The sequence below is a fragment of the Glutamicibacter sp. NPDC087661 genome, assembly GCF_044743275.1.
Taxonomy (GTDB): domain Bacteria; phylum Actinomycetota; class Actinomycetes; order Actinomycetales; family Micrococcaceae; genus Glutamicibacter.
This window is the reverse complement of record NZ_JBIUWE010000003.1, coordinates 298,643-313,435: the sequence shown is the minus strand read 5'-3', so window position 1 is coordinate 313,435 and position 14,793 is coordinate 298,643. Positions and strand designations below refer to the sequence as shown.

General features: G+C 57.0%; 11 protein-coding genes. 4 read left to right on the top strand and 7 right to left on the bottom strand.

The annotated features are described in order from the left end of the window. Positions 1-48: 48 nt before the first annotated feature. The 3 genes from ACIOTN_RS10715 to ACIOTN_RS10705 form a co-directional block, all read right to left on the bottom strand. Positions 49-873: a hypothetical protein gene (locus ACIOTN_RS10715; RefSeq protein WP_332731464.1), complete on the bottom strand. Its 825-nt coding sequence runs from the start codon at positions 871-873 to the stop codon at positions 49-51. Positions 874-1,197: 324 nt separating this feature from the next. Next, the gene (locus tag ACIOTN_RS10710; RefSeq protein WP_332731465.1) at positions 1,198-1,407 is read right to left on the bottom strand and encodes a hypothetical protein; all 210 of its coding nucleotides are present in this window, start codon (positions 1,405-1,407) and stop codon (positions 1,198-1,200) included. 10 nt (positions 1,408-1,417) lie between these two features. After that, positions 1,418-2,044 (bottom strand): hypothetical protein, encoded by a 627-nt coding sequence (locus tag ACIOTN_RS10705; RefSeq protein ID WP_332731466.1) that lies wholly within the window; start codon positions 2,042-2,044, stop codon positions 1,418-1,420. A 522-nt stretch (positions 2,045-2,566) separates the two neighbouring features. On the opposite strand from ACIOTN_RS10705, the gene ACIOTN_RS10700 reads away from it, so the two are divergent. Next, positions 2,567-3,955, top strand: coding sequence for an IS256 family transposase (locus ACIOTN_RS10700; RefSeq protein ID WP_332731467.1), 1,389 nt, complete (start codon positions 2,567-2,569; stop codon positions 3,953-3,955). A gap of 571 nt (positions 3,956-4,526) precedes the next feature. Here ACIOTN_RS10700 and ACIOTN_RS10695 read toward each other — a convergent pair. Further along, complete coding sequence (locus ACIOTN_RS10695; RefSeq protein WP_332595315.1) at positions 4,527-4,766, bottom strand: hypothetical protein; 240 nt, start codon at positions 4,764-4,766, stop codon at positions 4,527-4,529. Positions 4,767-5,134: 368 nt separating this feature from the next. On the opposite strand from ACIOTN_RS10695, the gene ACIOTN_RS10690 reads away from it, so the two are divergent. Further along, a complete protein-coding gene (locus ACIOTN_RS10690) occupies positions 5,135-5,377 on the top strand; it encodes a hypothetical protein (RefSeq protein ID WP_332595316.1) in 243 nt (80 codons plus the stop codon). 156 nt (positions 5,378-5,533) lie between these two features. On the opposite strand, the gene ACIOTN_RS10685 is transcribed toward ACIOTN_RS10690, so the two are convergent. Together ACIOTN_RS10685 and mobF are read right to left on the bottom strand one after the other, a co-directional pair. After that, entirely contained in the window at positions 5,534-5,800 is a 267-nt protein-coding gene (locus ACIOTN_RS10685; protein WP_332595317.1) for a hypothetical protein, read from the bottom strand. A gap of 187 nt (positions 5,801-5,987) precedes the next feature. Then, positions 5,988-10,328 carry a MobF family relaxase gene (gene mobF, locus ACIOTN_RS10680; RefSeq protein ID WP_332595322.1) on the bottom strand — a complete coding sequence of 1,447 codons (4,341 nt, stop codon included), beginning with the start codon at positions 10,326-10,328 and terminating at the stop codon, positions 5,988-5,990. A 602-nt stretch (positions 10,329-10,930) separates the two neighbouring features. On the opposite strand from mobF, the gene ACIOTN_RS10675 reads away from it, so the two are divergent. Continuing rightward, on the top strand, positions 10,931-11,365 hold the full coding sequence (locus ACIOTN_RS10675; RefSeq protein WP_332595318.1) for a hypothetical protein: 435 nt from the start codon (positions 10,931-10,933) through the stop codon (positions 11,363-11,365). A 278-nt stretch (positions 11,366-11,643) separates the two neighbouring features. On the opposite strand, the gene ACIOTN_RS10670 is transcribed toward ACIOTN_RS10675, so the two are convergent. Next, positions 11,644-12,066, bottom strand: coding sequence for a hypothetical protein (locus ACIOTN_RS10670; RefSeq protein WP_332595319.1), 423 nt, complete (start codon positions 12,064-12,066; stop codon positions 11,644-11,646). A 1,646-nt stretch (positions 12,067-13,712) separates the two neighbouring features. Here ACIOTN_RS10670 and ACIOTN_RS10665 point away from each other — a divergent pair. Continuing rightward, positions 13,713-14,624 (top strand): GT-D fold domain-containing glycosyltransferase, encoded by a 912-nt coding sequence (locus ACIOTN_RS10665; protein WP_402735320.1) that lies wholly within the window; start codon positions 13,713-13,715, stop codon positions 14,622-14,624. The last annotated feature ends 169 nt before the right edge of the window (positions 14,625-14,793 follow it).

The following is a 14,793-nucleotide window of genomic DNA, read 5'->3' as shown; positions in this document are numbered from 1 at the left end:
TGCTAGGAAGCTGGAACCCTGCGGGATAGCATCCGCAGGGTTTTGCTTTCATGAATTCCCGGTTGGTCGTTTTCTGAGGATCTGCACGACTTCGGCGGTAGCACCGACCCAGCTGCCGACCGCCGGGCTAATTCCGTGTAGCAGCCGGGTGGAGGTTCTGAAGTATGATTTCGCGTCGGTATTCAACAGTGGTTCGTGATGAGCAATGCGGTTTCGCAAGGCGTGCGCCCTCTGAAGGTAGTACTGAACCACGTAGACGTTGCTCAGGCCTGGGAAGGCTTTGGACAGGGCTTCAGACCAAAGTCGTCTAGCGGCCAGCTCTTTCGTCCGTTCCTGCTGGCTGAGCTGGGACAGCGGAGTGTGTCGATGCTTGGGGTTGGGCAATAAATGCAGCCAAAAACCAAAGGTGGTGTGTGCGATGATGTCATCGTGCGTGATGTGGGCTCCATGCCTGGGGTGGGCTGGGTCTCTTTCGTTGCTTCCGTCAATAGCCCGCCGCAAGGCACCCTCGTAGGTTGACAAGATTTTGCCCTTGCGCGTTCTCGTATTGACGAGTTTGAACAACAGCGGCGCCGGGTGCTTGAGCCACTCTTCGGAATTGCCGCCGTTGCGTTGACGAGCATCGTTAGAGTTCGGCTGCCCGAGGGTGAGAGGTTGGGCCGAATTCCAGATACGAAGTTGCAGATCCATCGCATGGCGGAGGACAACTTCAACGTGTCCCAGAACTCGTGAAAGTTCCGCCGCGAGCTTTGAGTTCCACGTGTAGGTAGCTAAAGCTAATTTGCGGTCGTCCTGGCAGCAATCCAAGTAGGTTTGAAACCGAGCGCCGGCCAGGAAGCTACCAAAATCCGCTAGTTGATTCGTTGGGGTCACCAAAGTAGAATATTAGACAGAAGCTGGACCGCCTAACTTGTATAAGTTGGGATTGTGATCCGTGCATATATCATTGGGAAGTCCTCGTACCGCCAAGCGGTATGGGGCTTCTTTTTATCTACAGACGCTTCATGGCCAAGTACGGCCCGCTTTGATCACATTAGACGGGGGTCCCTGAACTTTGCCCGCAGTCCGTAGCCAGGTTTGCTCGCAAGCAACCATATTCACGTACTAGGAGAGAATTCTTAGGTAGCCGAGAAAGGACGCTCGACGACCGCTAGAAAAGTTTTCCTAGCAGTCATCAAGCGTCCTAGATCCTGCGAATTATTTATTCGCAGAGTTCTTCCAATAGATAACAGTGCCGATGACAGCAAACCCTAAAGGTGCAATCCAAGCCTGAACCGAGAACCACGCCTGCATTGAAGAAAGATCATGTGAAATCGTCAGACCAGTAATGATTCGGGCAACTAGCAGAACCCATACAAAGGTCAGGACAGTTTTTAGCGCTCTACTTGAGCGAGCAGAATTTTCCATTTCAACTCCTTTATAGTTTGCCGCGGCAACTCCATGCGCCCCATCCCAGCGCCACGCCAATCCCCACAGGACCGCCCAAAGACTTTACGACAGCAGGGCCTAGGAACTTAGCAACTGCTTTTGCCGCAATTCCCCAGTTCCAAGAGCTGATTCCGAGTTTTATAGCTGAAATGATGCCCGGAGATCCACCTAGAGCGGGGATGCCCAAACCGTTCAAAATTACGCACTTTGCGAATTCTGTCGATCCGTAGGGCTGGAGTGTTTTCCCAGGAGTACGGCGCTCAATCTCGTTAGTTGCTTGCTCAGATTCTTTCTCAGCCATCAGGTTTAACGAGTCGCTCAACATACGTAACTCAGCTGTCCTGTCCTGAACCCCATCCTCAGCAAGATTCTTTGTGTTCACAAAGAACTGACCCGAAGAATCCATCTGGATATAGCGCGTGAACAGAGTCTCCACGTCTTTTTCCAGCTGTTCCATTTCCTTCTGGCTAATTTCACCTGACGAGTCAACAGCTACAGAAGTAGCAATAGTTCCAGTGCTTTGCTGAGAGGCAGCGAACGCACCGGACGGAACTCCTGCAAGCAAGGCACCGACCAGAGTTGCGGAGCACAACATAACCGTACTTTTCTTGAACATCGGGTACTCCTCATTGAGTGTAACAGTGATGATAATCGGCTGAAGCTTCCTACAACCGATGCTTTCTGCGAGAGTTCGAGAAAAGATCAATTGAGCGGACGACTATTTTTCTCTTACTAACCGATAAATTACACGGTAGTGAAGACGAATCTGCTTGTAAATCATACTTTAGTAGGAGGGGAAGCTTCCGTTTTAATTCCGAACGGTTCAGCGCGTGCGACTTTCTTGTGACGTCGCTAGGTACGTTTCTAACACTTGCGTTTGCCTGCTCGTGGTCGCGGAGTTTTCTTTTGAGGACGCTACTCTGGTGGGTCTTGTGCTGCGGGTGTGTGTTGCATAGATGCATTTGCCCTGACAGACAGGGCTCTAGGGCCATTGACAACGAACTCAGATTTTGGTGTGCCTATCGAGCATACGAAGAACCCTAAGGGACCACCATTGCGTCAATCGAGCGTTGAGCCTGTCAGGCTGATTGTGTAAGAACCCTAGTCAATTGATAGAAAGAGACTAGGAAAACACGACATGACCATCCAGAAAGACCAGGCTGAACAACCAGTGGTAAACGCCTCAGACATCGCCGACAAGTTCGCAGCCCTCGGCTCCATGGATGCCGTCAAGGAATCCGGGGCCTTCGACGAGCTCATGGGATTCATCGACCGCGGAGAGATCCAGCTCGACGGCAAAGACGGCTTCATCCAGCAGATCATCCGCGCCGGACTGGAACGCGGCCTGAAATCCGAGCTGAGCAGTCACCTGGGCTACGAACAAGGCGAAAGCCACGGCCGGTTCCTGCCGAACTCCCGCAACGGGTCCTACCCGAAAACCGTGTCAACCATCGCCGGCGATATCGACCTGCAGATCCCACGAGACCGGGCCGGAACCTTCACCCCAACCCTGGTGCCCAAAGGCTCACGGCGCACCGGCGGCCTGGATGAAATGATCATCTCCCTCTACGCCGGCGGCATGACCGTCCGCGATATCGCCTACCATCTGGAAACGACCGTCGGCACCCAGCTGTCCCACGACACGATCAGCAAGATCACCGACGAGGTGCTGGAGGAAGTCTCGGCCTGGCAGGAACGCCCACTCGAGGAGTTCTACCCGATCCTCTACCTGGACGCCATCGTGATCAAGGTCCGCGACGGGCATCAGGTCCGCAACAAGGCCGCCCACATGGCCATCGGCGTCACCGTGGAGGGCATCAAGCACGTGCTGGGCCTCTGGGTTACCGAGAACGAGGGCGCGAAGTTCTGGGCGCAAGTCTGCGCGCAGCTGGCCAACCGGGGCGTAAAGGACGTCCTCATCGCCTGCTGCGACGGCCTGACCGGCTTCCCCGAGGCGATCGAGGCGACTTGGACTCGTGCGACCGTGCAGACCTGCGTCGTGCACCTGATCAGGGCGGCGAACCGGTTCGTGTCCTACGGCGACCGCAAGGCCGTCAGTGCGCAGTTGAAGAGCATTTACACCGCCCCGAGCATCGAATCCGCAGCCAAGGCCCTGGATGATTTCGAAGCGTCCGAGCTGGGGCGGAAGTATCTTTCAGCGGTGGCGACGTGGCGTAACGCGTGGGAGCGGTTCACCCCGTTCCTCGCGTTTCCCCCGGAGCTGCGCAAGGTCATCTACACGACCAATGCGATTGAGTCGATGAACTACCAGCTGCGCAAGGTCACCAAGTCCCGAGGCCATTTTCCTTCCGATGCGGCGGCGGTGAAGATGCTGTGGCTGGCGATCTGCAATATCGAGGACAAGCGGGCGAGGGAGCGTTTCAAGGATGCGCAGAAGAAGGGCCGCACGCCGCGGGCTGGTGCCGGGTCGCATCTGGTGGAAGGGGCCGGGACGAACGGTTGGAAGCAGGCGTTGCAGCAGTTGGCGATGGCGTACCCGGAGCGGATTGAACCGTATTTGACGTGAGTATTACGATCCCTGAATAACGGACGTGACTAGGGGCTTACACAAACAAACTGACAGGCTCCGAGCGTTTCCATGAATCCCATTTCTGGGGTGAGAGGGGGGAAGTCTCCATGCAGGAGTGGTATCGCTCGCCCCTGTCAGGGACTTTTAAACTTTTCTCCTTCAGCATTTCTTATCCGTCTCCATTCAGGGCATCACATGGGTCGGTAGATCGTCAGAAAACAATCAAAACGGGGCCAGACGTCTCTTACGCGAACAGGTGGGCGCTGAAAAGACTGCAAAAGCAATGAAAGCAACTGAGCTGACAATCAGTGCTGATGGGAAGTCCTCGTATCGCCAAGCGGTGTGGGGCTTCTTTTTTATCTACGTACGTTTCCTGCGCTCAACGCTCTGGCTCCGCGTAAAAGGAAACTGCTGTGAAGCATCGGCGGTAAAGCGGTTCATTTCATGTCTGCTGTTATCCGAATCGCATGCATCCTCGTATAAATAGCAAGGGACGAGGGCTCCTGCTTTCTACGTCGAAGAAACCCACGGATTCCGTGGGTTTCTTACGTTCACACCAAAAGGCCGCTCAGCTGAGCTGAGGGCCCTCTGGTGTCGGCTTCGTTGCTCGATTGTGTTCAGCAGGCGGTGGCTGCCGCTCACTGGCTTGTTGTTGCTTGATCCGCTGCAGCTTGCTCATGATGTCTTCGATGGCGGCCGAGGCCGGTTCGCTGGTTTGAGCCGATCCTTTGATCCGTTCGATCAGCGCTTCGGTCCTCTTCCGCGGCCGAGTGCCGTCGGAGACCTGCTCACCGGCATACTGCTGCACCCCGTGGACAATCGTCTTTTCACTGCCGCGCGCGGTACCGGCAACCAGCCGGTCCTCAGATGTGGGCCGATAGGACCTGAGCCGGTCAGCTAGGGCGCTGGCCTTGGTCTCTGGACTGTTTGTGTTGCTACAGTGGGTGCCAACCTAATGCCTTGGGAGCTGCTGCAAAAGTTGGATATAAGTTAGTCAAGCGGTTCGGATCCGTCAAAAAAGGCGTGAATATTATATGGCGTGCGTACCACAGCAAAAAGGGCGCAACCGCAAAGCGAAATGCAGCTGTAGCTGTAGCTGGTGGCCTGTTCGCCGAGCTTATTGGCATTAACGACATCAAGCAAAACTGTTTCTCCTAATCCGGAAAGAAGTTCCCAATGGCTACTGAAGCTAACCCAACGTCGCAAAATAAACGTAAGCCGAAGGCTATTCTTAGCGACTACTTTTATCTCGTCCTCGCTCTCTTGGGCCTTTCGCAGCTTCCTGCTACCTTCCAGACCAACGGACTATGGATAGGTCTTCTTCAGCTCGGCGCAATTTTGTGCTTCACCTATCTCATCGCAGCTGGCAACAAAGGTCGTTTTGTTCCTTGGCTAGATCACGATAAGCACCGTAATTAAGTGCCCGGTGGCTATGAAAGAGAGCGCTTACCGCTATCTTTCATAGCCACCGTCCTTTGGACGTATAGCTTGCACCGGGACATATGGCGTCGCAATTTTCCGAGGTGGCATAGCAGGGCTTCGAGTAGTCGGCAGGGTCGGGAATCTGAAGGCACGTTATTTCGCGAGGCGCACTGCTCTTGCTGCCACGTTCTGAGCCTCTCGTTCCTTTTGCGCACGTTTCACGGCAGCCAACTGTGTTTTTAACCAGACGTTCTCGCGCTCCACCAGCTCCAGCTGTTTCATTTGTTTTCGAAGTCGCGGCGCAGCCTCCAGCCCATAAGCCTTTTCCAAACTGGCGCAGGCTTTTTGAGTTACCCAGAGATCGTTCTTGGCATGCCATAACGGACCTAGGCCATCCTGATAAGACGATGATATAGGCATGGTCTTCCTGTGACGGACCATCACCCACCGCTGATCCGCATGCCCCATCTCCTCTGCAAACAACTGCCATTGTCAGCATGCTGCTTATTGCTCAATGTCCGATTTCCTTCTGTCTTGCGAGGGGCAGGATGTTAGACCACGTCATTAACCCAAGCGTGCATTCAACACGATAAGTAGTTCAAACCCCTTATCTCAGTGTTGGGCCAGATGGTCCTCGGCGCTGCGCTTCATCGTCCTTGAGCTTACGCTGCTGATCAGCTGCTTGTTCCTGTGCCTCTTGGGTTTTGCGCAGGCGGACCAGCAGTTCGTTGGTCTCAGCAGCCCCGGACCCTTCCTGGCCGGCATGGTGTTCGCTCGTGCTCATGGCGTTCTCCTTCTCCTGTGGGGTCGTTTCGTTTCTGGCTTGGGCTCGTTGGCGTAGCGCCGCGATCTTCGCCGCAGCGTCTGACTGCCCCACCGTTGCGGCAGATTCATTCGTCTTCTGCTGTGCTAGTTGTTCCTTCGCATCGGCTGGCATTGGCTCGCGGTTCGTCAGTTCAGAGTGCTTATGCAGTGCCGCGGCGCGGTTGCGCAGATCCTGCGCCACCGGACTGTTCTTCACATGCTGTGCAGGCAGGAGGGCTGGTTCAGCATCGGGGATGTTGTAGGTGCGGCGGTAGGCTGCGATTTCCGCGGCCAGCCGGCGCCATTCTTCAGCCCGGTCAGCCCGGCCCGGTACTGGGCCCAGGTCTTCCAGCCATGCTGGTGGGTTTTGGGCGAGTTCTGCTCCGAGCCGCTGATGCTCGGCATCAACCACGGGACGGTATGCTTCGATCTGTTCCTTCCACGCCGCGGGCAGGCGCGGGTCAGCCAACGGCTCGCGCGGTGCGAACCACTCGCCCAACCTGTTCGGTTCACGGTGCTTATCGAACGGGGCCTGTTCCAGTTCGCGCAGTTTCAGCTCGGTGCTGATGCGGCGCAGGACGGTGCCGCTGGTGGCGGCCAGGTTCTTGTGGTCGCGGTCGCGGATCTCTGCTTGGGCCAGTGGTTCTGGCATGTCCTGGCGCAGCTGCTGTTCTGCGCGCAGTCGGCCCAGTGACCAGGATAGGTACTCTTCGTTGTTGTCCATGTCGGAGGGGATCTGGCGGATCAGTTCGTTATCGGTGCACTTGATCCGGGCTGCTAGTTCCTCCTCGGACAGGTGGCCATACAGCCGGCGGGGCAGCGGTGAGATCTTTTCAGCTTCGGCAAGCTCGACCGCGCTCTTGCGGTACGAGGTGCCGGCGTCTTCAGCCCGGTCCATAGCGCGTTCCTTCAATGCGACAAGGTGGTCCTGGTCGACCTCGCGCAGTGGGCGTTCGGCGGTGGCGAGGGTGGCTTCGCGGTTGTCGAGCAGGGTGCCCATACGCCAGGCCAGGATCGCGGCGATGCTGTCTGCTTCGGCGAAGTCGTGCTGGGAGTAGGCGTCCTCGATGAGGGTTTCGAGCTTTACCCCGGACTCTTCGGCCCGCTCCAGATGCCGGGCCACAGCTCCCCAGGCCGGGTCTTCAAGGATTGGCTGGGCGATCGGGTTGCTGAGGGTGGTGCGCAGGATCTGCTCGTATTTGGCAGTCTGGGCTTGGACTACCAGGTCCCGATAGATCATTCCGAGGCTGTTGATGTCTCGGGCCTGCTCGAATTCGCGAGTCACGGTTTCGTGGGCGGTGAGGTTCAGGTCCGTCCGCTCGGCAATACCGTTCAGGACCGTGTCGGCTCGGTCCCCGTCGGCCAGGCCCACATAGATGCGGTTGTCATATTTGCCGCGACTGGTCGCCACATACGCGCCGGCACGATCAGTGCTGCTGGTCAGCAGTGCGTGGGCTGTGTCCACGGTGGCGCCCTGGGCACTATGCACGGTATCTGCATAACCGAGGATCACGCTTTCAGCGACGTAGTCGGCGGGGATGGCGGCCAGTCCGTGGTGTTGCTGGTGCCGGGCGAGCAGGTGCCCGGATTCGATGCCTTCGACCACCCAGGAATCGTTGTTCTTCACGAAGTCCTTGCCCTGGTGGACGCTGAGGCGGCGGTCGTTATTCTTGGTCAGGATGACATCGCCAACATAAATCTGGGTGTCGTTGCGGCCGGTGATCACCTGGGTTTCATCCAGTTCGCCGCGCCCGAGCCGGTAGACCTGGGCCTTTTGGTTCAGGGTGGCGACTTGTTCATTGGTGCCGGCCAGCATGAGCGAGGTGCGCTCCTCGTTGGTGTCTTTCTGCCAGGCAGCGAACACTTGATCAGCCATGTCACCGGTGATGCCAGCTTTGATCTTCCCTTCAGCACGGTAGTACGCCCACGGGTCATCCTTCCCGAGTGCGGGAGCTTCACGCAGGGCCAGGGATGCGGCGGCTTCGCTGAGATTCGGGCTGCCATCGGCGTTCCTGAACCGGTGGATTTCCTCCAGGTGAACCAGTTGCTCTTCCTGGTTGAGCAGGCGCAGGATGCCGCCAGAGCCCACAGCAGCCAGCTGCTTGTCATCACCAATCGCCCGCACCAGAGCGCCGTGCTCCTGGGCTTGTTCGATCAGGGCCAGAAATTGGGTGGTGCCGATCATGCCGGCTTCGTCGATGATCACCACGTCCCCCGGCGACAGCTTCTCCTCGCTGGCCAGGAGCCGGTCCACAGTCATCGCTTCCACCCCGACCTCATGGCCCAACAGGGTCGCTGCTTTGGCCGAGGGAGCCACAGCAATCACGTGGTGATCGGCTTGCTTCATGGCGTTTACGGCCAGTTTCATCGAGGTTGTTTTACCGGTACCAGCTGGTCCGATACCTGCGACGAGGAGTTTGGGGCTGCAGGAGAATTCGCGGGCCAACGCCACCTGCGCCTCGTTCAAGCGGCCCTCAAAACTATCAAGGACGCTCTGGAAATGATCAGTCGTGACCGTGGGAATAACGTCGGTGCGCGCGGCCTGCAAAACCTTGTGTTCGGCTTCTAACACCGTCTCTGAGGTATAGAGGGCGGCGTGGGGTTTCTGGTACTTGTGCACCGCCACCATAGCCCCCGCCACCGATGCAGGCACAGGAAAATCAGGGGTGACTTTCAAGCTCAGAGAGTCGATCGCGGTGGATCGGACTTGGGCGATAACCGCATCAGCGACGGGTTGGGCTTGATATTGGCTGGAAAGCTGGCGGCGCACTTCAGCTTCCACATGCGCCTGATTCCACGTCGCCCGCGACTGCTCCAGGCGGGTGATGGTGGACTGCGCCAACTCACGGATCTGTTCCTCTGGCAGCTGGCCGATCGGCGTGTAAACCGGTTCCTGGCCGACGGAATACTTGCGCGCCGCAGCGAATAATTCATCGCCCACCAAGGCTCCGGGGACGGTGGAGAATTTGTCTTGCCAGTGCTCGGTGAGCTCTGAAAGGGAGAGACCTTTCTTCTTCTCAGCACGGGTTTCCAAAGTGGCTTGCTGGGAGAGCTTGATCAGCTGCTTCGGACTCGGAGCCCGCCCATACTTGTCCTCGAACTCATCAACGAGGGTCTTCAGCTGGGCTTTGATATTGCTCCGGCGTGAGGACGCAGCCTCAATACTGGCCAGGGGGATGCCGCCAATTTCGGTGATCTGGCGTTTGCCTTCCACCGTTCGTTGGGTGGTGGCGAGTCCCAGGTCGCGGCAGATGTTCTGCATGACCCTTGCGTTGTAATGCTCCGAAGCAGATACCGCATACTTGTGCAGGACGGTCCCGTCGATGGCACTCCACTTGCCATCCATCCCCAGCACTTTGTTGGAAACGACAATGTGGTCATGCAGCTGCGGATCCCCATCACGGGAGTCATAATGCCGGAAGGTGGTGTAGATCAGGCCACCGTCCACGTCTTCCGAGCGGACCCCGTTCTTGCCGCGGCGGGTGAAGACCGCATTGTTCTCCAAGTACTTCATGGCGTCTTCGATGGCCTCGTGATGGGCTTTCTCGATGACTTCCTGGACCTTGCGGTCGCTGACTCCCCAGAGGTAGGAGATGCTCTTGGACGGGGAGAACACCATGTCATACCCGGCCACCGCGTTCGAGCCCCTATGGGTCTGCCGGGAAATGAACTGGGAGAGTTCTTCCTTGGTCTTCGGCTTGCGGCCGTGCAGTTTGTAGAAGTGTTCGCCACCGGCCTTGGTGCGGAGGACGCGTCGTTCATCAGCGGTCGGTTCGCGGTGCTTGAGCCTGGTGAAATCACCCAGGGCGGTGTTAATCTTCTTGGCCAGTTCGCCGTCGAACTGGTCGAAACGCTTGTAGCGTTGACCCAGCTGCGCGTGGATCTTCTCCCCCGACACCGGATCCATCTGGCCGGCTAATGGGTGTTGTCCTAGCCCGTAGAGCAGCTCCATTTGCTCTTCGGTGACTTCCCCGTTCACGCCGAGGTTCTTAGCACCCCGTCCTCCCCAAATGCCGGGCGGGTGGCCGGTGACGGTGTAGTAATCCCCGAGCTTCCGATCCGGTGAGCGCAGCTCATCAGCGGAGGCAACTTCGCGGGTGTAGTAGAGATAGCCGTCCCCTGCACTGAGCTTATGCAGGGTCATCACACGTTCGACTCTAGCAATTCCGGCCAAAGTTATCGAGGATGCAAGAGGTGTGACAGATCTGGTCTTGATGGATCGGGAGAAAATAGGGCCGGAGGACTTCGACGATGCGTGAGAGATCTTGGGACGTCCGAATGAGGTACGAGTGGAAACTGGCGGGCCAAGGCTCTTGCGTGTCGGGGATGGAACTGGCCGGAGGGCTGCTACCGATTCATCATGTTGGTCGGCTCTGCATCCTTTGAGGAACGAAGAAGAAATAGTGCAGAGGCGGGCAAAGAGATCTGGCCATCAAAAGAAGGATGTTTTTGGTGCGGTTTTGCATATGCGATCTTCGCTGTGTGCAGGTGCGTCCAAGGTGGGTTTGATAGGGTCGCTGCTGTGCCCAGGGCAAGTCTCTTGTGTGAAACCGTGGCCCGATGTTTTCCACGTGTGGGCGGGTGGAGACGGCGCTTAATCTCAAAGCCGTCCACAGGTGGCAAACATCGGGCAGGACAGAGCCTGAGCGTCAGCGAAGCCCGTTAACGCGTTTTTGGGCCGGGGTGCGCGAGGGGTGTCCCCTCGCAAAATTTTGTTTTCGAGTTGGCGAAGGATGAAGTGTTTTGATGAGTAAGCCACGCAAGTCTGCTGCAGCGTTGGCCGCCCGGGAGAAGGCGCGTGCGAAGGCTGAGGAGATCACGCGCCGCAATGAGCAGTTGATCGAGTTGGCGGCGAAGTTCTTCATCCATGAGGACGAGATCGAACTGATCGATGAGGATGCCGCGAAGAAGATCGCCGAGCTGCATGCGACTGCCGAAGTGAAGAAGGATAAGGCGCGAGTTGCTGCGGCGTCGGTGGTGGAGCAGATGCTCGGTACGGGAGAGTCGAAGAAGTCGATCGGTGAGCGTCTGGGGCTCAGCTCCGCGGAGTTGAAGAGCTTCCTACCCCAGGCGGCTCCAGCGAAGGAACCCAAAGTGGTCGAAGAACAAAACGAAGAGACTGCCCAGGCCCCAGCGTCGACTGCCGAGGGACAAACTTCCGGAGTTGCGGCCAACGCCTAAGGCCGAATGCTGAGCGCGGTGCCGCTTCTGCCGATGCGTCGGGTTTGAGCTTATGTGTTCGGCCCACGTTTGGCCGTTGACTGCGGATCTTGAGGCGCGAACGTCTTCCCCTCAGACCGGCTCCTGCGCAATCCATGCAACACGGCAGCGCCGGTGCTTTTGTGCTAGAAAAACATCCTCAATCGAGCGGCGGAACATACAGCCCATTGCCACTGGCAGAATGCCCGTGACAGAGCTTTGGCTCTGAACGCGTGAGCACTCAGAGCCAAAGTGCTGGGTTAGTTCCCGAAGTCCGGAATGTATGGTTCACATAGCCCGTCGATCTGCTTGAACTCTTGCGGGTTCATCCCTTCCAGCGCTTCCGGTCCATCCGATTGCCCGCTCGCCCAGTACCAGAACGCCTCCTTGCTGATGGCAAGGTTGCGGGCTTCGCAGCTGCGGTACCAGCGCGCGGTCACATCGCCCTCCACGTACGTGGTGTATCCGAAGAGCATCCCGGTTTCATCGGTCGTCTTAGCTGCGGCGAAGATGATGTAGGGCCAGGATCCCAAGTCCCATCCATCGCGTCCCCACCCTGGAACTTCGTGCCATCCAGTGCCGGCCAGCGATTCCATCCAGTCATACCCTTCGCCATACATATCGCGTTCGACCGTCGCTGGGACGGTGACGGTTTCGCGGGTGTCCTTGGTTGTGGTCTGCATAGGTTTTTGTCCTTCGCTTTACGGAAGAGGGGCAGGTTGCCAGCCTCCCGCCGAAGCCCTCCCCCGGTTGTTTTTTGCCTGCTGGCGAAATGAAATGAAGCGGGGCCAGCCGGAAAACCCATCAACCCGTCAGGGGTGCGCAATCCAGGAAAATCTTGGGCCGAAAGAAGCGACGAAGGAGCGCGGCCCGAGAATTTCTGGGTGGAGCACGCCCGAAGCGCAGCGAGTGGCTTGTGGGTTTGTAGGTGGCCCGTACACTCCGAAGGACAGCAGCAAAAAACAGGAAAAAACCGGACGGAGTCCGGGCCAACAGCCGGCCGCGCCTGCGGACGCCCGATACACACTGGAGACGAGTTTGCGAGGGGCCAGGGTGCTCAGCGGGACGGGCACCTCACGGCATACCTAGACTGCGTCTAACGTCCACGACTAGCCTGAACGGGGAATGCTCGCATGTTCAGGACCACCAGCGGGAGTTGTCACAAAAGTTCGGGACATCGGGTTCACGCAGCCCTTGAAACACAGGAAACAATCAACTCTCTGCAAGTCGCCCATGATGCCCCACAGATCAACTACGAGCAGCACACGAAAGCGCAAAGTACTCGTTCATCGCGGTATGCTATCTGACTCAATTTGGAAGCGACAAGGGCGTAGGACCATGCGCGGTGAGTATCTTCCGGCCTACCGGCTCAGCGCGTGAGAACTGGTCCACCGGTAACTGGCTTAATGAAAAACCAGAAATCTTCAGGGCGTGGTGTGCCAGTAAGCATACAGCTGGTGGTTTAGCCTAGTTTCATGCGTGGTTCAGTCTCATGGCGACACCACGCACTGTTCGGATTGAGCGTTTCACCTCTCTCATCCGTGCGGGAACCCTGCATAATGGCTAGGTGCCCTATTGGGCACCTAGCCATTTTCATCTGCAAGCACTGAACAGGCTTAGATTGACGTTCTGTGGACCAGGGCAGCCACACTTCAACGGTCTTAAACCAGCGATGAACAACCACGAGCAAGCGATATTTACTTCTTATTCAGCGTCATCGCCACTGTGGCATATCCAGGCTTCGCGACAGTTAACCAGACCGTCGATTTCTTAGCAGCGTCCTTCTTGGTCACGGTCTAATTCGGCTGGGTGATCTTGCCGATAATCTTTCCCGAGCGCAGCCACTGATACAAATCTTTCACGCCCTTCGCGTTTCAGGTACCAGCGCTTACTTTGAGCTCCCTGCCAGTGGCTTTCATGCCAATAGTCGCACGCTCCTTTACTACCTTCAGCTTCGTTGGAACATCCGTTGCAGTAGACGCACTCGTGAACACGGGATTGGTCGGGTAGTCCACCCGCGATCACAGCATTCGATCCTTCCCAGATAGACGGTAAGACGCGCCCGTCGCCCCTGGAATCGCTTTAACATTGCGCGTCCACTGCAGACTCGTAAAAGGATAATTGCCCACATTTGAACCGCAGATACTTCGCTTATCCATCCATCTAATTGTTTGAGCGACACGACCACAGCCCTGAGCTGGCATCGAAGCGCATCGTAAGATGAATCCAAACGCATAGAATCACTGCAATACATTGCACCCTCTGCGCATCACCCTGCGGCCCTGCAGTGCGGGATAACGCGGCTCCTCCGCGAGAACGGATACTAGTTTTGCTGTCAAAGATCAAAGAAATCGCGAATCGCACCTTCCACGTGGAGATCCGGAATAAGAAACCCATTCCTGTCAAGATGAGCGGACACGAGGAACTGCCGGCACTGCTCAAGCAAGTGATCGCCGAACTGAAGAAAAATCGCAACGAGCTGACCGCGATTCGCACTGCCACCACTGGCCGGTACATGGACGAAGTGGCAGAAGTCTACGCGCACCAAGTCCTGCCCTTTAAGGAGTCTCTGGAGCTACTGGCCGCGTCTAACGCCTCCATCGCACGATTCGGAGATGGCGAATTCCGGCTCATGCTCCGCCCAGAGTTCAACCTAGGCTTCCAAAGCAACTCCAAGGAGCTCCAGTATCAGCTCCGGGAAGTCTTTGAAACTCAATCCGAAGACCTGCTCATCGGTTTCCCCTTCTTATTCCGAGATGCCCACTGGTCCAACGTGTATGCCGAGCTGTGGCCCAGCTTGAAGCCACTGGTTAACCCTCAGCAAAAATACATCAATGCCCATATCACCAGGCCCCGAGTGTTTGAAGTCCTGGGCCAGGAAGCAGTAGAGCTATGGCGCAAAGTCTGGGACCGGAAAGATGCCGTCATCATCACCGGCGAGGGCTCACGGTTTGATTTGGTCCCGGCACTTTTCGATAACCTGAAAACCGCAGACTTTATCCATTCAACTCCCAAGGACGCATTTACCGATCTGGAGCGAGTTGTCTCCGAGACCCTGGAAAAGAATCCGGACCTTGCCATTATTTCCCTGGGCCCGGCCGGAACCGTCTTGGCCAAAAAACTCTCCGAACGCGGGATCCGAGCTCTTGATATTGGCCATTTGAGCAGCAGTTACCTCAACGTGGTGCAAGGACACGCACGTCCGGAACATACTCCCGCAACGCGGCAACTACGCAAATAGCCCGCACCGTTGCCCCAATGCCGCCTCCGTGAAGCAGCGCGTTCCCCATTTGCACTTGCTGGAACGCCATCCAATTTCGTGCATAAATCGAGCTGACTTGAGGACAACGGATCGCACTTGCACTCTCTTACGTGATCTCATGCTTTTACGAGTACTACACCAATTACAA